Genomic DNA, 20,497 nt, shown 5'->3' on the forward strand with positions numbered 1-20,497 from the left:
CGAATAATTTCAGTACGGATAAAGAGGCGGTGACCCACCAGTCGCCGCCTCAATTCTTTTGAGACAGCCCCGCGCTTCCCCGACATGGCCCCTGCACCGCGACAACGGCGAACTTTCGCCGGCCCCGGTGACAGCCATAAATCGCCTGAAACTCCCCCCGATCATATCGCGAGACCCCATTGGCCTCACAGACAATCCTGACCAATCTCCGGCAACAGTCTGTTCGCTGGCCGCATCCATCTGTACCATCGCGCGGGCCCCAGCGGGCGGCAAACTGAGGAGGACAGGTGATGCCAAAGGCCGATATCGGAGGTCTCCAGATTTATTACGACGTCGCGGGCCCGGAGGATGGCAGGCCGCTGCTGCTTGTCTCCGGCGTCGGCACGCAATGCATCCGCTGGAAAGCCGACCTAGTCGGTCGCATGGTCGCGCGCGGCTACCGGGTCATCCGGATGGACAATCGCGACATCGGTCTCAGCACCAAGTTCACGGATCTGGGCATCCCCGATTTCCGGCAAATACTGGATGACAAACAGGCGGGACGGGTGCCGCAGCTGCCCTATACCCTCTCCGACATGGCTGGCGACGGGATCGGCCTGCTGGATCATCTGGGGATCGACCGGGCCCATATCTGCGGATTTTCCATGGGCGGCATGATCGTTCAGCTCATGGCGATCGAACATACCGACCGGGTGCTGTCGATGACATCCATCATGTCCAACACCGGCAACCCCGACCTGCCCCCCGCCACGCCGGAGGCACGCCAGGCCCTGACCACGCCCCGGCCCGATGCCCGCACCGACCGCGAGGGGTTTCTGCGCAGCCGCATGGAAACCGACCGGGTGATCGGCTCCCCGGCCTATCCGGTGCCAGACGCGGTCCTGCGCGCCGAGGCCGAGGAGAACCTGGACCGGTCCTATCATCCCACCGGATTTTCGCGCCAGTACGCCGCCATCCTGGCCACCCGCGACCGCCGCGCGGAGCTCCGGCAGCTGACCATGCCGGTGTCGGTCATCCATGGCACGGACGATCCGCTGGTCCCGGTCGAAGGCGGACGCGACACCGCCGCGAACTGCCCGACAGCCCAGCTGTTCGAGATCGAGGGCATGGGCCATAACTTCCCGGTCGAGGTCTATGACCGCGTTCTGGACGGGATCGACGCAGCGGCCAACCGGGCCTGAGACCGGCGCAGCGGGCGCTTACTTGGCCGGTTTTCGCCGGGTCATGCCTTCCTGCACGACGCTGGCCACAAGCCGCCCGTCCCGCGTGAAGAACCGGCCGCGGGTCAGGCCGCGGCCACCTCCGGTCCAGGGCGACTCCATTTCGAACAGCAGCCAGTCGTCCATACGAAAATCGGCATGCATCCAGATCGCATGATCCAGCGAGGCAACCCGCATCCCGCTGGAGAAAAATCCCAGCCCGTGAACCGCAATCGCCGCCCCGATCAGCCCCATGTCGGAACTGTAGACCAGCCCGGCCCGATGCAGCGTCATATCACCTCCCATATCTGCCTTGGCCCGGATCCAGCGATAGCTGGGCCCGTTATGCGGTGTGAAATCAAACGGGGGCATCAGCTGCACGGGTCTGATTTCGATCGGACGTTCCCAGCGGGCAAATGCCTTGAACGCCTCCGGCAGATCATCGGCATATTCCTCGACCAGCTCCGCCTCATTACGCAGGTCTTCGGGCGCGGGAATACCTTCGGGCATGGCATCGGCATGGCTCATCCCCTCTTCCTGAACCTGAAAGGATGCCGCCATATTGAGGATCGGCTGCCCGTTCTGCACCGCGATCACCCTCCGGGTCGCAAAGCTGTTGCCGTCCATGTCCCGCTCGACCCGGTAAAGAACCGGCTTGGTCGCATCGCCCGGCCGCATGAAATAGGCATGCAGCGAATGGTTCACCTTATCCTCGCCCACGGTATGCGAGGCGGCCATCAGGGCCTGGCCCAGAACCTGACCGCCAAACATCCGGCCCGTTCCGCCCGGTGTCTCGCGACCCCGGAAGAAGTTCTGTTCCAGGGATTCCACGGTCAGGATATCGGTCAGACGATTGGAAGGCACATCGGAATGCGGGTCGGCAGCGGCGTCGGTCATCAAGTCTCTCTGGCTTTGTGCAACTCTGGTTCCGACAGGGACGTAAGAAATGCAAGAGACTTTGCCGAAGACGGGCCTTTTCCGGCCTCGCTGTCCCGCAGGGCGGAAATTCGACAGGCCGGATCATGGCCTCATGCGCGCCGCTCAGCCGTGATCGGGCCGTTTGCCGGACGGCGCGAGATAGGGCCGCGTGACATCGCGCAGAACCATCTGCGGCGCCTCCACTTCCATACGGATCTCGCCGTCCCCGGCAAGCGTCAGGACGATCGCCCCGCCCGGCGGCGCCTCGCCCGGTTCAAACGTGACCGACAGGATCGACAGAACCAGGTCGCTGTCGCGCCGGTCGAAGCCCATGCTCGACACCTTGCGGACGGTTTCGATGCTCAGAACCGATTGGACCCGTTCCACACCGTGACGGCCCTCGCCGGCATCTTCCCATCGCAGACGGTTCACAAGAAGCGAAAATCGCTGGCGCCGGGACTGCCACGCAACCTCTGACAGGGTAAAGACGCTGTCCTGCATCAGGGCAGAGATGATCTGCACATCTGCCGCATCCTCCGCGCCCAGATTGAGCGGCGCCTCCCGCCCGTCTTCGAAGGTTGCGTCGCCCCGCCCCTGCGTCATGCTGCCTGTACCCGTTCGATCTTGGCCCCGCAGGCCCGCAATTTCTCTTCGACCTTCTCATAGCCGCGGTCGAGGTGATAGACCCGGCTCACCAGCGTCTCTCCCTCTGCCGCGAGCCCCGCCAGGATCAGGCTGACCGAGGCACGCAGATCAGTGGCCATCACCGGCGCACCTTTCAGACGCGCCACACCCGTGACCGTGGCTGTCCCGCCATGAACATCGATCTGCGCGCCCATCCGGATCAGCTCCGGCGCATGCATGAACCGGTTCTCAAAGATCTTCTCATCAAGAACCGAGGTCCCCTCCGCCGTGCACATGAGCGCCATCATCTGCGCCTGCAGATCAGTGGGGAACCCCGGAAAGGGCTCTGTGATGACATTCACCGCCTTCACGCGGTCGCCCCGGCGGCGCACGGTCAGGCCGGTCGGCGTCTCCAGAACATCGACCCCGGCCTCATCGAGCTTTTCGGCAAAGGCTGCGACCAGATCCATCCGCCCGCCCAGGCATTCCACCTCTCCGCCGCAGATGGCCGGCACCAGCATATAGGTGCCCAGTTCGATCCGGTCGGTCACCACCGGATGGGTCGCCCCGCCCAGCCGGTCCACCCCCTGGATGGTGATGGTGGAGCTTCCCTCCCCCTCGATCTGCGCCCCCATCCGGCGCAGACAGACCGCCAGGTCCACGATCTCCGGCTCGCGCGCGGCGTTTTTCAGAACGGTCGTCCCACGGGCCAGCGTCGCCGCCATCAGGGCGTTTTCCGTCGCGCCGACCGACACGATAGGAAATTCAAAGGTCCCGCCTTTCAGCCCGCCCGGCGCCTTGGCATGCACATAGCCTTCGCGCAGCTCCAGCTCCGCGCCCATGGCCTCCAGCGCCTTGAGATGCAGGTCCACGGGGCGCGCGCCAATGGCACATCCACCGGGCAGAGAGACCACCGCATGGCCGAACCGCGCCAGCAAAGGCCCCAGAACAAGGATAGAGGCGCGCATTTTCCGCACGATATCATAATCGGCCTTGTGATTGTCGATCCCATGCGACGACAACGCCAGCACCTTGCCTTCCTGCAACAGAGAGACCTCCGCCCCGAGGGACTGCAACAGGCTCGACATGGTCCGGATGTCCGACAGCCGCGGCGCATTGGTCAGGGTCAGCGGCTCCTCGCTCAGCAGGGTCGCCGGCATCAGGGTCAGACAGGCGTTTTTGGCCCCTGCGATCGGAATCGTGCCGTTGAGCGGGCCGTTGCCCGTCACAAGTATCTGGTCCATCTGCTTACCTCTCGAAAACCGGGGTCACGACCCCTTGTTATTATCCTGCGTCATCACCCCGGTCTTCCCCCGGCGCATCGCGATCCGCCGCCTGCCCCTGCGCCCGGGTTTTCGCCTGCGCCTTGCGCCGCCCCAGATTGGCCTTCAGCGCGGCCTTGAGCCGATCTTCGCGGCTCGATCCGGGGGGCGTCCTGCGCCCGGAAGACGTCTTTTCATTGCTCATAGACAATCCTTAGTGCAACCGGAAAAAACCGTCCAGATTGCGCTTGCATGACCAGAGCATTCCGTCTAATCACCCGCCACGGCCCGATATGGGGCCCACAGCGGGCTGCTGTAGCTCAGTGGTAGAGCACTCCCTTGGTAAGGGAGAGGTCGACAGTTCAATCCTGTCCAGCAGCACCACGCACCTTTCGCAGGAAAGGTGGATGTCATCTGAACATCGCGATACAGCGGCAGCGGTTTCACCGAAACCGCGAGAGCATTGAGAGTTCAAACACTCTCCCTCCAGAAGCATCAGCTCACTTGCGCAGTCGAACAGGAGCTCCTCTTCCCCATCGAGTACACGCCGGCAGCAGTTCCACGGAATCCGCGACAGCGGCCCCGGCCGCAGTACGGCAAATCCCCTTCATCTTTCCCCAAATACTCCCGCGCGGAGCGCACCGCGCCCCCGCCAGGGGGCGCAAAACATCGCATGGCCCCGCAGGGGCCTCCGTTGGATCAGACCCGCCGGGGGATCCGCACCATCAGCTGCTCATAGCCGCGCACAAAAACCGAGAATGTGCGGGGCGGTTCCTCCAGCACCTCGATCACTGGAAACCGCGCCAGTATCTCCTCCCAGAGAATCTGCAGCTGCATCTCCGCCACGCGATTGCCGAAACACCGGTGAATGCCAAAGCCGAAAGACAGGTGCGAGCGGACCTTGTCGCGGGTGATGTCATAGGCATCCGGATCGGCAAAATGCCGGTCGTCGCGATTGGCCGAGACATACCACATCGCCACCCGGTCGCCCCTGCGGATCAGCTTGCCGTGCATCTCCACGTCTTCCGTCGCGGTGCGCGCCATATGTGCCAGCGGCGTCTGCCAGCGGATGGTTTCGCTCACCATACCCGGAACCAGCGCCGGATCCGCCCGCAGCCGCGCATACTGGTCCGGAAACCGGTTCAACGCATAGACGGACCCCGACAGAGTGTTCCGTGTCGTGTCATTTCCGCCCACGATCAACAGGATGACATTGCCGTAGAAAACCTCTCGCGGCATCTGTGCCGTCTCGGCCCCCAGCGCCAGCATGGAGATCAGATCGGACCCGCCGGCCCCCTCTGCCCGCGCCGTCCAGAGCGCATCGAAAGCCGCAAAACAGGCCGCCATCTCGGCCCGCTTATGGTCCCAGCTTTCCACCGGGCCGTGACCCGGCGAATTGGTGATCATGTCGGACCAATGGGTCAGCTTCCGCCGGTCCTCGAAGGGGAAATCAAAGAGCGTCGCCAGCGTCATGGCGGTAAATTCCTTGGACACGAGATCGACCCAGTCAAAGGCCTCTCCGACCGGCAAACGGTCCAGAAGCGCCCCCGCACGCTGCCGCAGCAGCCCCGCCAGCAAGGTCAGGTTGGGCGGCGCGACAACGGGGCTGACCGCCTTTCGCTGTGGCCCATGCGCCGGCTGGTCCATGGTGATGAACCCCACCCCGTCATGATCGTCCCCCTTGGAAAAGTCGATGGCCTCATGGGTGCGCAGGGTGATCGCCTCTGCCGAGGAAAACCGCCGGTGGTCCAGATCAACCGCGGCCACATCTTCATAGCGGGTGATCGACCAGTGCGGTTCGTAATTGCCGGTCTCGCACCAATGCACCGGATCCTCGTTGCGCAGCCGTTCAAAGAAGGGCCACATCGTGTCGGTTGCGAATTTGGATGCGCGGGCGACGTTGATCTCTTCCAGCGGGGTCGCAAGCGCCTCCGCCCGGGCTTCGTCCAGCGTCGGCATACGGAAATCGTCCATGATCAGGCCTCCCTCCTGACGCCGCACCGGATGACGTGCGGGTAAGGCTATTGGAGCCTCAACCGCCGCGCCGCGCAACCCCTGCCCGGCCTGCCCTCACGTCAGACGGCTTCGGCCCGCCCATGCGCCGTGAGCGGCGCGGCCGCCGGCTCCACCGCGATCCGGGCCCGGCCCAGCCGCGCCGGCAGGGTCCCGGCCAGCCCCCAGGCCACCAGCAGCCCTGCCCCGCCCGCAAGGAAGACGCCGGTGATCGGCGCCACGAAGAGCACCAGCCAGGCCACCCCCGGCGTCACGATGCCCGAGACGTCGCGGAAACTGGAATAGATGGCCGACATCTCCGTCCGCTCAGACGGCTTCACGGCCAGCAGGAACGGCAGGCCCGCACTCACGTCGAGCAGGATCAGAAAGGCCGACCCGACCATCAGGCTCAGCACCACCAGCCAGGGCAGCCCCGACGCCAGCCCGGCCAGAAGAAACAGCCCGCCCGCCACGACAAACCCGGTGCGCACCGCCATCCGCAGCGAGGTCCGCTGCATGAAACGCAGCATCAGCGGCGCCAGAAAAAGCGCCGCATTGGACATCGACAGGGCGATCCCGCCCAGCTGGTCGCCCAGCCCCGCCTGCACCGCAAAGATCGGCAGATAGACGACATAGACCCACCAGCCGCAGGACCGGATCACCGCAAAAAGCCAGCCCGTCACCAGCCGCGGCTGGGCGAAGAACCGGCGGAAATAGCCAAAGGGATTGGCAGGTGCCACCCGGGCACGGGTGATCAGCCGCCCATTGCCCAGCCGCATCACCAGAAACACCGCCAGCATGCCATAGGCCGCGACGGCGGCGATAACAAAGGGCGCAGGCGCCCACCAGCCATGCAGATAGACCCCCAGCACCGGCCCGCCCGTCCAGCCAAGCGCGCTGTAGAACAGCCGCGAGGTCTCCAGCCGGCCCAGTTCGATCTTGGCCACGTAATCCAGCACATAGGCGTTGAAACAGACGAAACAGGTCACGACGGCAATCGTCACCAGCGCCAGACCCGCAACCACTGCGGCAGGCATGCCCAGAAGGGTCAGCAGCGCGCCACCGGCAAACATCTGTGTTCCGGCCACATAGACCCAGCGGCGCGGCACGAACCGGATCAGATAGGGGATCATCAGCCCCGCCAGAAGCGAGGCCACCCCGATGGCGAAATAGACAGCCGAAACCAGCCGCGCATCCCCCAGCGTATGATACATCACCAGAGGGAAGACAGAGACCAGGATGCCGCGCGCCACCGCCTCTGTCCCGGCAAGCACGGCAAAGCCACGCACGGAGGGCACCGGCGCATGGCGCAGCCATTCGGGAATTCGTCTGTCGTGCATCAGCGGTGCTCGTTCGTTTTGCGTTCATCAAACGCAGTCACGACCGAGTCGCTTGCCGCTTTGCGACATGGCGTGGTGTTTTCGGCTGGCCTGTCGCGAATTCCCGGACCGATTTGCGATCGGCCCGGGACCGTCTCAGTCCGCCCAGATCCAGGGGCGGGTGAACTTGCCCAGCAATGCGCCGATGGCCATATCGTCCACCTCGCCGGTTTTCTTCACCCGTGCGGTCAGCCCGGTCATCTTGTCGTCGATCACATCAACGACCTCGGCCTCCACCTGCGCATGCTCCAGCGCCTCGTTATAGACGCGCCGGATCGCGGTCTTGCGCAGATCGGGTTTGAAAACCTTGCCGACGGCTGTCTTCGGCAGCTCCGCCATCACCTCGATATATTTCGGAAAGGCGGCGCGTTCATGGATATGCGCCCGGGCATAGTCCATCAGCTCCCCGTCGGTGACCGAGGCACCGCCCACCAGTTCGACATAGACACAGGGCACCTCGCCGGAATGGGCATCGGGCTGACCGATCGCACCGGCAAAGGCCACCGCCTCATGGCCCAGCAGCGCCTCTTCGATCTCGGCCGGGTCGATATTATGGCCGCCGCGGATAATCAGATCCTTGGCCCGCCCCGTGATCCAGAGATAGCCGTCCGCATCAAGCCGCCCCAGATCGCCGGTGCGCAGATACAGACGGTTGGAATCGGGGCGCGAATGGAACAGATCGACGTTCTTGACCTCTTCGGTATAGGTCGACCCTTCAAAGACGCCGGGGCTCGACACGCAGATCTCCCCCACTTCATTGGTGGCGCATTCCTTCGGCGCACCCGCCCCGTCATGGTGCAGGATTTTGACATCCGTATAGGGAAACGGCAGCCCGACAGAGCCGATCTTCTTCTCGCCCTCCACCGGGTTGCAGGCGACAAGGCAGGTCGCCTCCGTCAGGCCATACCCCTCCACGATGGTCACACCGGTCGCCTTTTCAAACCTGTGAAACAGCTCCTGCGGCAGCGGCGCGGAACCGGAGAAGGATGTCTTGACCGTCGAGATATCCGCATCGACCGGCCGCTGCATCAGCGCGGAAATGGCTGTCGGTACGGTGATGATAAAGGTGATTTTCCAGCGTTCGCACAGCTTCCAGAAATTGTCGAACACACCGTCGCCACGGTACCCCGCCGGCGTCGGGAACACCACATGCCCGCCCGATTTGACCATGGCCATAAAGATCACATGGCAGGCAAAGACATGGAAGAGCGGCAAGGGGCAGATCACATTGTCTTCTTCGGAAAACAGAAGTTCGTGCCCGATCCAGCCATTATAGACAATGCCGGAGTATTTGTGCTGTGCCACCTTGGGCATCCCGGTCGTGCCGCCGGTATGGAAATAGGCCGCCACCCGGTCCGTCGCGCTGTCCGCAAAGGCCAGCTTGCGGGGCTGTTTGGCCATCGCATCGGCAAAGCTCAGCACATCGGCGTGATGGCTGACGGGCATTTTCGGCCGGACGAAGGGCACGATCCAGCTTTTCGGCGGGGTAAGATACCGGTTGAGGTCCACCTCCAGCACGGTCTTGACGCCGGGGGCGTGCTTGACCGCCTCTGCCGTCTTCTGCGCCACATCGGAACTGGGGAAGGATTTCAGCGTCACGACCACCTTGGCGCCGGTCTCGCGCAGAATGGCCGCGATCTGCTCCGGCTCCAGCAGCGGATTGATCGGGTTGACGATCCCGGCCACCATGCCCCCCAGAAGCGCCACGGCCGTCTCGTTACAATTGGGCAGGATAATCGCGACGACATCCGTTTCGCCCACACCAAGGGACCGGAACAGATTGGCCGCCTGACAGGTCTGCTCCAGCACCTGGGACCAGCTGAGCGTTTCGGCCTTGTCCGTCGGGCCGGACAACAACTGGAAGGTGATCGCATTATGAGAGGGGAACCGCTGCGCCGTCCGCTCCAGCATCTGAAATACGGTGACCGGCAGGCCCCGGTCCGCATATGGCATCTGCGCTTCGAGCGCCCTCGTCTCGGCCAGGTTTGCGACGCCCATTCATTCCTCCCTCGAAATGTCATCGTCCCTTGTGTCCGCTAACATGTGATGGATGCAGGGCATAGGCAAGCGTGACCACACGTCGGACCCTGATAAGGCATCCCGCAGCCAGAGCGCGGAAACAAGCCTTCATCGGGGTTTCGGCGTCAGCCTCCGTCACCGCCATCGGTGAATTGCAGCCGGGCCAGGCGGGCATAAAGCCCGTCCTGCGCGATCAGCTGGTCATGGCGCCCCTCCGCGACGATGCGCCCGTGTTCCATCACCACGATCCGGTCCGCCCGTTTGACCGTGGACAGGCGATGCGCGATCACAATGGTCGTCCGCCCCTGCGACACGCGCTCAACCGCCTGTTGTACCAGCCGCTCGCTTTCCGCATCCAGCGCCGAGGTCGCCTCGTCCAGCAGCAGCACCGGCGCATTCCGCAAAATCGCCCGGGCAATGGCGATCCGCTGCTTCTGGCCCCCCGACAGCATGACCCCCCGTTCCCCGAGCGCGCTGTCATATCCCTCTGGCAGGGCCATGATGAACTCATGCGCGGCGGCAGCGCGGGCGGCCTTTTCGATCTGGGCATCGCTTGCCTCGGGCCAGCCAAAGCGGATGTTGTCCCGCGCCGACATCGCAAAGATCACCGGATCCTGCGGCACCAGAGCGATCTCGCGACGGAACGCCTGCCGTTCCAGCCCGGTCAGGTCCATACCGTCCAACGTGACCTGGCCCGCATCCGGGTCGTAAAACCGCTGGATCAGCTGGATGATCGTGGTTTTGCCGGCGCCGGAGGGTCCGACCAGCGCCACCGTCTGCCCCGGTTCGACATCCAGCGTCACGCCGTCAAGCGCCGCGACCTGCGGACGTGTCGGATAGCGAAAGGTCACATCGCGAAGCCCGATAGCCCCGCGCACCGGCTCCGTCAGCATGGCCGGCGCAGCCGGGTCCCGCACCGCATCCTCAACCCGCAAAAGCTCGACCAGCCGTTCGGTCGCCCCCGCGGCGCGCTGCAATTCTCCCCAGATTTCCGACAGCGCAGCCACCGCGCCCGCAACCATGACGGAATAGATGACGAACTGGATCAGCGCGCCTGTTGTCATCTCACCGCCCCGCACGTCATGGGCGCCGATCCAGAGCACGCCCACAACGCCCGAAAACACCAGGAAAATAACGATTGCCGTCATGACGGCGCGGGTCTTGATCCGCTGCAGGGCCGACCCGTAGCTTTGTTCCGTGACCAGATCGAACCCCGCCCGCGACCTTTGTTCATGCGTAAAGGCCTGAACCGTCTGGACCGACAGAAGCGCCTCCGAGGCCGTGCCCGAGGAGGCCGCGATCCAGTCCTGATTTTCCTTGGACAGGGCACGCAGCCGCCGCCCCAGAACCAGGATCGGAACGACCACAACCGGCACGATCAGCAGGACCAGCCCGGTCAGCTTGGCCGATGTGAAGAGCATCAGCACAAGCCCCCCGACAAAAATCAGCAGATTGCGCAGCGCGATAGAGACCGAAGACCCGATTACGGACTGGATCAGGGTTGTATCGGTGGTGATCCGCGACAGAACTTCGCCGGTCATTGTGCGTTCGTAAAAGGCCGGAGACATGCCAATCACCCGGCCAAACACGGCCTTTCGGATATCGGCGACCACCCGTTCCCCCAGCCGCGTGACCAACGCATAGCGCAGCCCCGTACCGACGGCCAGCAGCGCCGCAAACCCGATCGCAGCCCCGAAATACTGGTCGAGCAGCCCCGGCGCATCGCCGCCGAAATTGTCCACCACCCGCCGCACCGCCAGCGGCAGCATGAGCGACACCGAAGCCGTCAGCACCAGCGCCGCCAGCGCCGCCGTGAGCCACAGCCGATAGGGCCGCAGAAATGGCGCCAAGGCAGACAGGGCGCCGACGCGGCGGCTTTTTTCGCGCTCCATTGCGGCGGGTGCGGGCATCGGCTGTCGGGCCATGGGTCTTCCGTCTGTCGTGCTACTGGACGAGCCATGCGCGGCCCGCTGTTTCATGGCGGCCCGGATCAGATCGGTCAACCCACCGTCATGCCTCCGGGCTTTGTGTCGCGGCGGCGGCCCGATATCGCGGAGGCGGCATAAGCCGCTAAAAGGTCAACCAGGGGTCAGCCCTGCGGCATGGGGCATGTCATACGGCCGCCGCGCCACACCGCCCCTTTTGCGCCAGCAATGCGCCAGAGGCAGGCCGGCCCCGGATCCGAACAGGCTGAAAACATATGCGGGGCGTGCGATGAGACCGGAGCTAACGTCATCCGCCTGGAAGACATCGGAGCAATTGACTAAAAACAGAATATTTTCAGAGGCCTGAAGAGGTTCCCGGCAAAATTCAGCAGGTCATTTGTCTGAAAGTTTTTTCTGGAGCGGGCGACGGGAATCGAACCCGTATCATCAGCTTGGAAGGCTGAGGTCTTACCATTACACAACGCCCGCCCAGTTCCGCAGTACCTATGGCAACGGGTTTTTGCGGTCAAGCCGAAGGTTTCACAGTGCCGTAAATCGTACCCAACCATTTGGAAGTATTGGGCAGGAACGACCTGTTTTAGTCGGGACCCACGAGACCCGAGGCACCAACGAAAGACCACGCTCAAAGCTGTGCAACAAAGTCGCCCATGGTGGCCATGAGCCTTTTGCCATTCGAAACGAGCTGCAGTTCCCGAACGTCGCCCCGCCTGAGCACGTGCCGATTGCAGCCCCCTGCCCCTTCGCCCAAAGCTCCGCAAAAAATATAGCCGCTGACGGCCCGATCCGGACATTCGGACTGCCTTCCTATGCCGCAAGGCGGCGTCATGAAAGCGGCCGTTCGGCTGCGGCGCGCAGCAGCGTCATCCACTTAGGAATAAGTTGTTCGGACACAGTGGGCCCATGCAACCTTACCCCGAACCACACATCAAATGACAGACCGACGCCCGGTCTGCCGCGGCCCTGTCATACGCCCAAGACCTGAACGCCTTGACCTTGGGCAAAGACCATTTTTCGGTTCCTCCGATCAGGCATACGCCGCCCAGCGGTGATTCCGACACCATTTTAGGAAACGGCGCGACCAGCGTGCCGGCCTCGAGTTCCTCGCGGCACAGCACGAGATCGGCCATGACGACACCGATGCCCATGACGGCCGCCTTTGTCGCAATGTCGATGTTAGGAAAGTCCTGCCCTTCCGACGGGTTGATACCTGGCTGAGGAAAATTCTTTGCCCAATCGGTCCAGTCGGTATGGTTTCTGGTTTCATGCAACAAGTTGCAAGCTGCGAGATCCTTCGGCGTCGTAATAGCCTTTTCCTTCAGATATGCTGGTGCGCAAGCCGGAGTGAGTAGGACCGGAAAGAGTTCTTGGGTCTCTAACGGTTTCAATCGATTTGGCCAGTTGGCTACGGAGAAACCGATATCGGACTCGACGGGGTCGAAGCCGCCGTCAGCGAGAAAATCCGTCGTCAGTCGCACACGCAGCTCAGGATGTAATCTTCGGAAATCCTCCAGCCTTGGGAGAAGCCAGCGGATCGACGTTCCTGGAGGGCAGATGACCCTCAATTCTGAAGCATCGGAGGAAAGCCGTTCCGACTCCCTGAGGATCAGGGCGAAGGCCTCCGAAACGACCGGTTGGAGCTGCCGCCCCGCCGTTGTCAACCGAACCCCCTGTGCCAGACGGACAAACAGCTGAACGCCCAGATGTTCTTCGAGCAATCTGACATGCCGGCTGATCGCACCTCGGGTGACGTTGAGCTCTTCGCTCGCACCGATGAACCCGCCGTGTCGCGCGGCGGCCTCGAATGCCCTGAGCGCATTGAGGGGCGGCATTCGATTCATGGCAAAGGATTAGCTTTCATCATCCAGAGAGCTCAATAACTTGGTTTGCGGCGCTCACGGACCGAACTGTATCAGAAAAGGGAAATTTTAGAAGGAGGCTTCAATGCAGACGCGATACCTCGCCCCCGACCGTGAGGCTTTGGCCATGGCCGTGTTCTTCAATAGGATCAAAAAGTCTATCTCTCGATTTATCCAGCGATCGCCCGGAGATCGTCTGCTCGAGGATCTCGAGCGGATGGCACTGCTCTCACCTCACCTTCTCAACGACATCGGATTCAGTCGCGATGCAGCCGCAGTGCCGGACACAACGGTGTGGCGCAAGGGCGAGCTGAAGGTCGTTGTAGAGAGGTCCAAGAGGACCGTCTTCGCATCAACAGACTTTTGCCCCCGGGCCATCACCGCAACACCGGAGTTCCGCCATGACGTTTGACGCCAACACCTTCAAAGCTTCGACAAAGGACCAATGGAATGCTGTCGCCGGTCGATGGAACGCGTGGGGTCCCCTTCTCGACACCTGGCTCGGTCCTGCGACCGAGACGCTTCTGGATATGTGCGAAGTGACGAGCGGCTCTGCGGTCCTGCACGTGGCCGGCGGTTCCGGACAGGACGCGATGCAAAGTGCCCGGCGCGTCGGGCCGATGGGTCGCGTCCTGTCCACCGATTTCTCGGACGAACTCACACGGATCGCCGCGCAGAACTTCGAAGCCTCCGGGCTGAAAAACCTTTCGGCCGTGACCATGGACGGCGAGGCTATCGAAGTGAGCGGCGATCCCTTCGACGTCGTTCTTTCCCGTGTCGGCTTGATTTTCTTTCCCGACCAGCTGGGGTCGGTGCGCAGCCAGATGGCCGCATTGAAACCCGGCGGACGGGTTGGTGCCCTAGTATACGCAACACCGGAAGAATGCCGCTTTTTCTCGGACCCGGTTGGAGTAATCCGCAAACATGCGGGCCTGCCTCCGCCTGCGCCTGGTACGCCGGGGCCGTTCAGCTTGGGTCGGCCCGGCGCAATCGAGAGCCTTTTCAATGCGGCCGGGTTGCAAGATATTCAAACCCGCAAGATTGACGCGCCGGTCGTGCTTGAAAGCGCAAGCGATTGTCTTCGCTTCGAAAAGGAGAGCTTCGGAGCCCTGCACCAGATGCTAAGTAATCTGGGCGAGTATGCCAGGACAGCAGCCTGGAAAGACGTTGAGGCCGCCCTTGAACGCTTTGAGACCGAAAAGGGATTCATTGGACCTTGCGTGATGATCGCAGCATCGGCCAGAAAAGGTGATTGAGGTCCGACGGGCGGTCGCGCAAGGTCATATTTTAGCCGGCGTATTTGCGAACGAGACGCCACGCTGTCCGCCTGGATTTTTGTTCCGGCACCGTGACTAAGCTACGATTTCCGGTGCTTTCTACAACCCATTCCAAGTTGCCGGCTCAGGTCGGACCCTCCCGGATTGCATGTCTCAGGTCGGAAAGCCCCGAAAGCGATCGCGCATGGACGTTTCGGTTCAGGGACGCTTCGCACTGACGGTAACGAACTCACCGGGAATTTCATAACCTCCATCACATCGTTTGTAGTCTTCGACAGAAGCCAGAAACTCTTCGCTTACCTCATGCCAATCCTGATCGCCGAAACGCTTGATGGCGAGGGCAACGGGGCCGCCCAGGAGAACAGCATCCAGGACTGCCGCTGGGGTTGCAAAATTCAAGCGCTCAAATTGTCGATGTTCCTGAATTTGCTCCAGCCCGGCCTCTTCGAAGAGGCGTTTCAGCGCACCCGGGACGCCTGTTCCAAAGAACATCGGGCATACCTCGGATGCGACACGGGCGTCGACAATCGGGAATACCTCCGCCCATCCGCAATTCCGCCGCTCGCCCCAGACAGTCGCCGCGACAGTTCCGCCGGGTACAGTGACCCTGGCCATCTCGGCAACGGCCGCTGCGGGATCAGGCACATACATCAGCCCGAGCGCGCAGACGGCAGCATCGAATGTCCGGTCATCGACATCGAGGGTCTCCGCAGACATGCGCTGTGGATGGACATTGCTGAGGGGGCCGTCCGACAGGCGGGCCCGCAAGTCATCGATCATGCCTTGGGACAGGTCGGTAGCGAGAACGGACCCGGCCGGTCCCACCTCCGCTGCCAGCCGCATGGTCACCAGGCCACTGCCACAGGCCGTTTCGATGACCTTCTGTCCGGGTCCGACCTTTGCCATTTGTAGAATGCGGTCATGGGCCGGCCGTAGCTGATCCACCCAGGAATGATGGTAATGGGTTGCAGCCGCATCCCAGCCATAACGCTGCACGCGAAGTTGAAGCCGGGCGTCCATCACCGGACGTCCTCGCTGACGGAAACGGATGTGGTCACCGGTTGCGCATCCCGAAAGGCCAGAAGCCACGGGTCATGGTCAAGCGCCCGGTGCACCATCGTTTCAATCTTCTCTTCAGGTTCCGGACTCGTGATCTCAATGGCGATGCGGGTCGCCCCCGGACCCGGACTGGCACCTTCCATCGCCAAAATGCCGCGATTGTCCCAATCCTGTTCGATTCCCACCTTCACCGCCTCGATGGACAGGTCATCGCGCGCCGCCGCCATCTTGATACCGATCGCAATGCATCCGCAGATCGCGGCGCGTCCGAAGAAGCCGGGTGACGGACCTTCTTCGCTTCCACCTATCGCTTTCGGCATATCAAGGGCGATGCGGTGTCCGTCCTGCTCATAGGTGCAGCTCAGCCCGTCACCAACCAAAGCCGAACCGCGATTGACGACACGGGCGCTTTCCGGCCGCGTCGCATAGACCGAGATCGCGCGCAGCTGCGCATCACGGGCGTGGGTGTTCCGATCCATCTCATTTTCTCCTCTAAAGCCAGACAGTCATAGGCTTGACCGAACCGCCGCGCGGGCGATCCGGCCAGAGCATGGGTTCATCCCGCGGCCATCGCCTTGATGTCGGCGGCACTGGGCGTATTGCCCCCGATGCCCCACTGACCGCTCCGCACTTCCTTGACGCGCACCCAGGTCACCGCCCGCATGCCCTCGCCTTCGACCTCCACCATCGCATTCGTCACTTTCTCGATCATCCGGGCCTTCTGTTCGTCGTCGAACACGCCTTCGATCACTTCGATATCCACCAGTGGCATGGGTTACCTCCGTTGCTGCAAATTCTGGTATTACAAGGCTGGCATTCACCCCGCCCGGCGCTCCAGTTCAGCAAAAGAAGGAAACCCACTACAGATTCTGAAGTAGACGCAGACAGCCACCAGATGCTTTGCTTCAGGCGGAGGTGACGCCATGTCAGACACAAGCTACCCGAAGTTCTGCCCGGTCGCGATGGCGGCCAGCCTGCTGGAGCCGCGCTGGACCATGCTCGTGCTGTGCGAAATGTGGTCCGGTTCGACGCGTTTCAACGAGATCCAGCGAGGGGTTCCGGGCATGTCGCCCGGGCTGCTATCCAAGCGCCTGAAGGAGATGGAGGCCAATGGTCTGGTCTTGCGCCGGGGCGACGGTCCCGGGCATGCAGAGTATCTGACGACCCCGCTTGCCGACGAGCTTGAGCCGTTGATCTTTGGTCTCGGGGAATGGGCGCATCGCAATATTGATTGCGAGGTATCGTTGCAAAACCTCGATGCGCGTCTCCTGATGTGGAAAATCCGGGGAAAGATCGACCGGCTGCAACTGCCCAAGCCGAAATGCGTAATCCAGTTTATTCTCAACGATGCGCCGAACGAGACGGCAAACTACTGGCTTGTGGCGAAACCTGGCGAAGAAACGGACCTCTGCTACACCGACCCCAAGTTCGACGTCGATTTGTTCGTTGTCTGCGACCTTCGCGCGCTCACATCCGCGTGGATGGGGCACTCAACCTTCGAAGCGGAGATTGAAAGTGGGCGCATTTCTTTGACCGGGCACGATCTGATGGAGAGAACTCTGACCAAGTGGCTTATGCGAAGCAGCTTTGCCGAGGTGGCAAAGTCTGCCCGGGATGAACGGTGCCAGGCCGCGGGTTAAGAACAAGTGTCACGGCAAGCATCACACGGCGTGAAGAAGGTCGTAAACCCTTTGACGCTCAGAGAGAACGTCAGTGCAACGGGCGCTAAGGGCGGCTTTGCGGTCACGGACCGAAGGTGCATCGAAAGACCGCTTCCCGCCCAAGGGTCCTGGATCGCTCACGGCCCCAAGTTGCAATTCGCCGGGCGCCGTGCATGTATCCGCAGCCTGCCCGAAGCGGCCGTTCGCTATGACGTGCAGCATGGATCAGCGATCAGATGTCGTCATTGCCGATGAAGCGATTGTCTGGATGCCTTACAGGCAGGGCACCTGTGCCGCGACGACCCAAGCCGATCCATACTTTTCCGCGGGCTGCCGTCTATCGTTCCTTCGCAGATCGGAGACGGGGCGATACCGAGGGGCGATCCATGCAATATTGGTGCCTACCCCAGGCGCGTCAGCAAGCTGGACGTGTCCCATCTGCCGCCTCCGGCGCGCTGCACGTCGGCGTAGAACTGGTCGACAAGCGCGGCGAGCGGCGCGGAGCCACCAAGGTGGGCCACTTCCCTCAGCGCGATGTCCAGATCCTTGCGCATCCAGTCGACCGCGAAGCCGAAGTCATACTTGCCCTCGGCCATGGTCTTCCAGCGGTTCGACATCTGCCAAGACCCCGCAGCCCCTTCGGAAATCGTCTCCATGACCGCCGGGATGTCGAGGCCCGCCCTTAGCGCCAGTGCCATCCCTTCGGACAGGCCCTGCACGACACCGGCGATGCAGAGCTGGTTGACCATCTTGGCGGTCTGCCCCGTGCCCACCTCGCCAATCCGCGTCACCTTGCGGGCAAAGGCCGAAATCACGGGCGCTGCGCGGCCGAAATCGGCCTCGGCCCCGCCGACCATCACCGTGAGCGTGCCAGCCTCGGCGCCGGCCTGGCCGCCCGAGACCGGCGCGTCCAGAAATCCGATGTCGCGACGACGCAGACCCTCCGCCAGGTCGCGCGCCACCTCCGCCGAAGTCGTCGTGCAATCGACGTAGCAACTGCCCGGCGCCATGGCGGCGCAGGCTCCGTCGGGGCCCGTCGTCACCGATCGCAGGTCGTCGTCATTGCCAACGCAGCTGAACACGATCTCGGCCCCGTCGGCCGCCTCTGCCGGCGTCAGGGCGGCGCGACCCGTGAAGGTTCGGGTCCAGGCCTCGGCCTTCGCGGCGGTCCGGTTGAACACCGTCACCTCGTGCCCGGCCTTTGCCAGGTGTCCCGCCATGGGAAAGCCCATGACGCCGAGACCGATCCAGGCGATCCGGCTCATGCCGCGCCCTCGATCTGGCGCACGATGCCCGGCCAGGCATCCCTGAGAAACACCGTCAGATCGCTCGCCGCGCCGTTCAGGCGGAAGGGATAGAGTAGAGTGCTGACGAAGCCGCGGTGATAGGTGGCGTGGTTGACCAGATGCAGCAGGATCGCTTCCCGCGTCATCGCCCCGCTGCCGCCGCCAACGAATTCGAACTCGATCACCTCGGCCAGATCTGCCGGGGTCCAGCGTCGCGCCAGTCCGACATAGTACTCGTTCATCGCCCGCAACAGGCTGGCAACCTCGTCGAATGGCAGAGGCTCGGCCCGGTGGCGGGCATTGTGCGGATGGCTGCGCCCTTCCAGATGGGCGCGGAAAATCTCGCCAACGACCAGGATGTGGTCGAAAGTCCCGGCGATGGTCCGGAACAGGGTGTCGCGCGGCGCCATCAGCTCGGCCTCCGGCAGCTGGGCAGCATTCTTAAGCATCACATCATCGGCCCAGGCCATGTAGGCCGCCATCATGTGCATGTTGGATAGATCGGGCATCGGAAACCTCCTTGATTGCCCCGCTCTGCCACGCCAATATTGCTCTGATCAATTGAAACATTGCTCTCGGAGCAATTATGCCCAAACCCTATGTGAGGATCGCCGACAGCATTGCCCGGCGCATCGCGACCGGAGATCTGCCGATCGGAGCGCAACTCCCTCCACAGCGCCGCTTCGCCTATGAGCACGGCATCGCGGTCTCGACGGCGAGCCGGGTCTATGACGAGTTGCGCCGTCGCGGGCTGATATCGGGCGAGGTCGGTCGCGGCACCTATGTCGCGAGCCGCTTCGCGCCGCTCGACCCCGCGCTGCAGGAGCCCGCGGGAACCGGCATCGACCTCGAGATCGTGTTCCGTCTGGGTGGCCCGGCGCGCGAGGTGATCTCGCAGTCCACGGCGCGCTTTTTCAAGGCTGGCCTGCCGGGCCGGGCCGCCGCGCCCGCATCGGTCAGGGCCGATGCCGCCACCGCCGCCGTGCTCGCCGGGTTGACCCGCGTCGCGGATCACCGGCCGCCGCCCGAGACACTCCTGCTGGCGGGCAGCGGCAAGGAGGCCATCGCCGCCACCTTTGCCGCTCTCGCCCCGCGCGGTGGACGCATCGCGGTCGAGGCGCTGACCTATCCCTTCGCCATTTCCGCCGCGCGTCTATTGGGGATCGACCTGGTGCCACTGCCGGTCGATGACGAGGGCATCGAGCCCGCCGCGCTGGAGGCGCAGGCCCGGCAGGGTCTCGCCGGCGTCTATCTGCAACCGACCCATCAAAGCCCGCTGGTGCTCACCATGTCCGAGGGCCGGCGCGCGGCCATCGCGGACCTCCTCGCCCGCCATGACCTGACGGCGGTCGAGGACAGCGTCTACGGGTTCCTCAAGCCGATGCAGCCGCTTGCAGCCTATGCCCCGGACCAGGTGATCCGGATCGACAGCCTCTCGAAACGGCTGATGCCGGGGCTGGCTCTGGGCCTGATCGAGGCGCCCGCCAGCTTTCATGAACGCCTGGCCAAGGCGCTCCGGACGGGCGGCTGGATGGCGCCGTCGCTGGCCGTGGCGCTGGCGCGGCACTGGATAGAGGACGGCGTCGTCACCGCGGTCGAGGCGACGAAGCGGCAGGAGGCGGCGGCGATGTTCGAGATCGCCGGCCGGTCGTTTGCCGGGCTAGAGGTTCGCGCAGAGCCCGACGCGCTGCACTGCTGGCTCTCCCTTCCCGAGGGCTGGCGCGGCGAGAGCTTTGCGGCCGCCAGCGCCGAACTGGGCATCGCTGTCGCCCCGGGTCAGGCCTTCGCCGTCGCTTCTGGCACCGCTCCTTCAGGGGTCAGGATCGCTTTCTCCGCGCCTGATCTCGAGACCTGGGAATTCGCGCTGTCCGAGCTGGCCAGCATCGCGACGCGCGGACCGGAAAAAGATCTCTGAGCCCGGTCGTGATCTGATGCTCGCGGATAGTCCAGGGTGGGCGAAAACGGCCCGAAGCGGACTTTCGACACTATAGCAGCGAACGACCGCTTTCCGCCGTACGT

The 20,497-nt window shown here is 63.3% G+C and carries 19 protein-coding genes and 2 tRNA genes; 6 read left to right on the forward strand and 15 right to left on the reverse strand.

What is annotated here, in order from left to right:
- Window positions 1-290 precede the first annotated feature (290 nt).
- The gene (locus ACRARG_RS05005; RefSeq protein ID WP_432688894.1) at window positions 291-1,181 is read left to right on the forward strand and encodes an alpha/beta fold hydrolase; all 891 of its coding nucleotides are present in this window, start codon (window positions 291-293) and stop codon (window positions 1,179-1,181) included.
- An 18-nt stretch (window positions 1,182-1,199) separates the two neighbouring features.
- On the opposite strand, the gene ACRARG_RS05010 is transcribed toward ACRARG_RS05005, so the two are convergent.
- The 4 genes from ACRARG_RS05010 to ACRARG_RS05025 all read right to left on the reverse strand — a co-directional run bounded on the left by ACRARG_RS05010 (window position 1,200) and on the right by ACRARG_RS05025 (window position 4,208).
- A complete protein-coding gene (locus ACRARG_RS05010; protein ID WP_432688895.1) occupies window positions 1,200-2,096 on the reverse strand; it encodes an acyl-CoA thioesterase in 897 nt (298 codons plus the stop codon).
- Between the two features lie 144 nt (window positions 2,097-2,240).
- Complete coding sequence (locus ACRARG_RS05015) at window positions 2,241-2,720, reverse strand: DUF2948 family protein (RefSeq protein ID WP_432688896.1); 480 nt, start codon at window positions 2,718-2,720, stop codon at window positions 2,241-2,243.
- A complete protein-coding gene (murA, locus tag ACRARG_RS05020) occupies window positions 2,717-3,985 on the reverse strand; it encodes a UDP-N-acetylglucosamine 1-carboxyvinyltransferase (RefSeq protein WP_432688897.1) in 1,269 nt (422 codons plus the stop codon). The genes ACRARG_RS05015 and murA overlap by 4 nt, the downstream gene beginning before the upstream one ends.
- 40 nt (window positions 3,986-4,025) lie before the next feature.
- On the reverse strand, window positions 4,026-4,208 hold the full coding sequence (locus ACRARG_RS05025) for a hypothetical protein (protein WP_432688898.1): 183 nt from the start codon (window positions 4,206-4,208) through the stop codon (window positions 4,026-4,028).
- 104 nt (window positions 4,209-4,312) lie between these two features.
- On the opposite strand from ACRARG_RS05025, the gene ACRARG_RS05030 reads away from it, so the two are divergent.
- Window positions 4,313-4,387, forward strand: a tRNA-Thr gene (locus ACRARG_RS05030).
- Between the two features lie 315 nt (window positions 4,388-4,702).
- On the opposite strand, the gene ACRARG_RS05035 is transcribed toward ACRARG_RS05030, so the two are convergent.
- From ACRARG_RS05035 to ACRARG_RS05060, 6 genes are all read right to left on the reverse strand, one after another.
- On the reverse strand, window positions 4,703-5,977 hold the full coding sequence (locus ACRARG_RS05035; RefSeq protein ID WP_432688899.1) for a cytochrome P450: 1,275 nt from the start codon (window positions 5,975-5,977) through the stop codon (window positions 4,703-4,705).
- A gap of 101 nt (window positions 5,978-6,078) precedes the next feature.
- On the reverse strand, window positions 6,079-7,335 hold the full coding sequence (locus tag ACRARG_RS05040) for an MFS transporter (protein WP_432688900.1): 1,257 nt from the start codon (window positions 7,333-7,335) through the stop codon (window positions 6,079-6,081).
- A gap of 135 nt (window positions 7,336-7,470) precedes the next feature.
- The gene (locus ACRARG_RS05045) at window positions 7,471-9,372 is read right to left on the reverse strand and encodes an acyl-CoA synthetase (RefSeq protein ID WP_432688901.1); all 1,902 of its coding nucleotides are present in this window, start codon (window positions 9,370-9,372) and stop codon (window positions 7,471-7,473) included.
- Window positions 9,373-9,518: 146 nt separating this feature from the next.
- On the reverse strand, window positions 9,519-11,318 hold the full coding sequence (locus ACRARG_RS05050) for an ABC transporter transmembrane domain-containing protein (protein ID WP_432688902.1): 1,800 nt from the start codon (window positions 11,316-11,318) through the stop codon (window positions 9,519-9,521).
- A 415-nt stretch (window positions 11,319-11,733) separates the two neighbouring features.
- Window positions 11,734-11,807 (reverse strand) — tRNA-Gly (locus ACRARG_RS05055).
- Window positions 11,808-12,247: 440 nt separating this feature from the next.
- Window positions 12,248-13,168, reverse strand: coding sequence for a LysR substrate-binding domain-containing protein (locus ACRARG_RS05060; RefSeq protein ID WP_432688903.1), 921 nt, complete (start codon window positions 13,166-13,168; stop codon window positions 12,248-12,250).
- 112 nt (window positions 13,169-13,280) lie between these two features.
- Between ACRARG_RS05060 and ACRARG_RS05065 the strand changes: the two genes are divergently transcribed.
- Complete coding sequence (locus tag ACRARG_RS05065) at window positions 13,281-13,607, forward strand: hypothetical protein (protein ID WP_432688904.1); 327 nt, start codon at window positions 13,281-13,283, stop codon at window positions 13,605-13,607.
- A complete protein-coding gene (locus ACRARG_RS05070; protein WP_432688905.1) occupies window positions 13,597-14,451 on the forward strand; it encodes a class I SAM-dependent methyltransferase in 855 nt (284 codons plus the stop codon). Before ACRARG_RS05065 ends, ACRARG_RS05070 begins: the two co-directional genes overlap by 11 nt.
- Before the next feature lie 219 nt (window positions 14,452-14,670).
- On the opposite strand, the gene ACRARG_RS05075 is transcribed toward ACRARG_RS05070, so the two are convergent.
- From ACRARG_RS05075 to ACRARG_RS05085, 3 genes are all read right to left on the reverse strand, one after another.
- Window positions 14,671-15,492 carry a class I SAM-dependent methyltransferase gene (locus ACRARG_RS05075; protein WP_432688906.1) on the reverse strand — a complete coding sequence of 274 codons (822 nt, stop codon included), beginning with the start codon at window positions 15,490-15,492 and terminating at the stop codon, window positions 14,671-14,673.
- The gene (locus ACRARG_RS05080; protein WP_432688907.1) at window positions 15,492-16,010 is read right to left on the reverse strand and encodes an OsmC family protein; all 519 of its coding nucleotides are present in this window, start codon (window positions 16,008-16,010) and stop codon (window positions 15,492-15,494) included. The genes ACRARG_RS05075 and ACRARG_RS05080 overlap by 1 nt, the downstream gene beginning before the upstream one ends.
- 77 nt (window positions 16,011-16,087) lie before the next feature.
- A complete protein-coding gene (locus ACRARG_RS05085; protein ID WP_432688908.1) occupies window positions 16,088-16,303 on the reverse strand; it encodes a tautomerase family protein in 216 nt (71 codons plus the stop codon).
- Between the two features lie 151 nt (window positions 16,304-16,454).
- Between ACRARG_RS05085 and ACRARG_RS05090 the strand changes: the two genes are divergently transcribed.
- Window positions 16,455-17,171: a winged helix-turn-helix transcriptional regulator gene (locus tag ACRARG_RS05090; RefSeq protein ID WP_432688909.1), complete on the forward strand. Its 717-nt coding sequence runs from the start codon at window positions 16,455-16,457 to the stop codon at window positions 17,169-17,171.
- A gap of 422 nt (window positions 17,172-17,593) precedes the next feature.
- Here ACRARG_RS05090 and ACRARG_RS05095 read toward each other — a convergent pair whose 3' ends face one another.
- Window positions 17,594-18,457 (reverse strand): NAD(P)-dependent oxidoreductase, encoded by an 864-nt coding sequence (locus ACRARG_RS05095; RefSeq protein WP_432688910.1) that lies wholly within the window; start codon window positions 18,455-18,457, stop codon window positions 17,594-17,596.
- Complete coding sequence (locus ACRARG_RS05100; RefSeq protein ID WP_432688911.1) at window positions 18,454-18,987, reverse strand: DinB family protein; 534 nt, start codon at window positions 18,985-18,987, stop codon at window positions 18,454-18,456. Before ACRARG_RS05100 ends, ACRARG_RS05095 begins: the two co-directional genes overlap by 4 nt.
- A gap of 77 nt (window positions 18,988-19,064) precedes the next feature.
- Between ACRARG_RS05100 and ACRARG_RS05105 the strand changes: the two genes are divergently transcribed.
- A complete protein-coding gene (locus tag ACRARG_RS05105) occupies window positions 19,065-20,393 on the forward strand; it encodes an aminotransferase-like domain-containing protein (RefSeq protein ID WP_432688912.1) in 1,329 nt (442 codons plus the stop codon).
- Window positions 20,394-20,497 lie beyond the last annotated feature (104 nt).

The organism is Pseudooceanicola profundi, assembly GCF_050897955.1.
In the GTDB taxonomy this organism is placed as follows: Bacteria; Pseudomonadota; Alphaproteobacteria; order Rhodobacterales; family Rhodobacteraceae; genus Pseudooceanicola.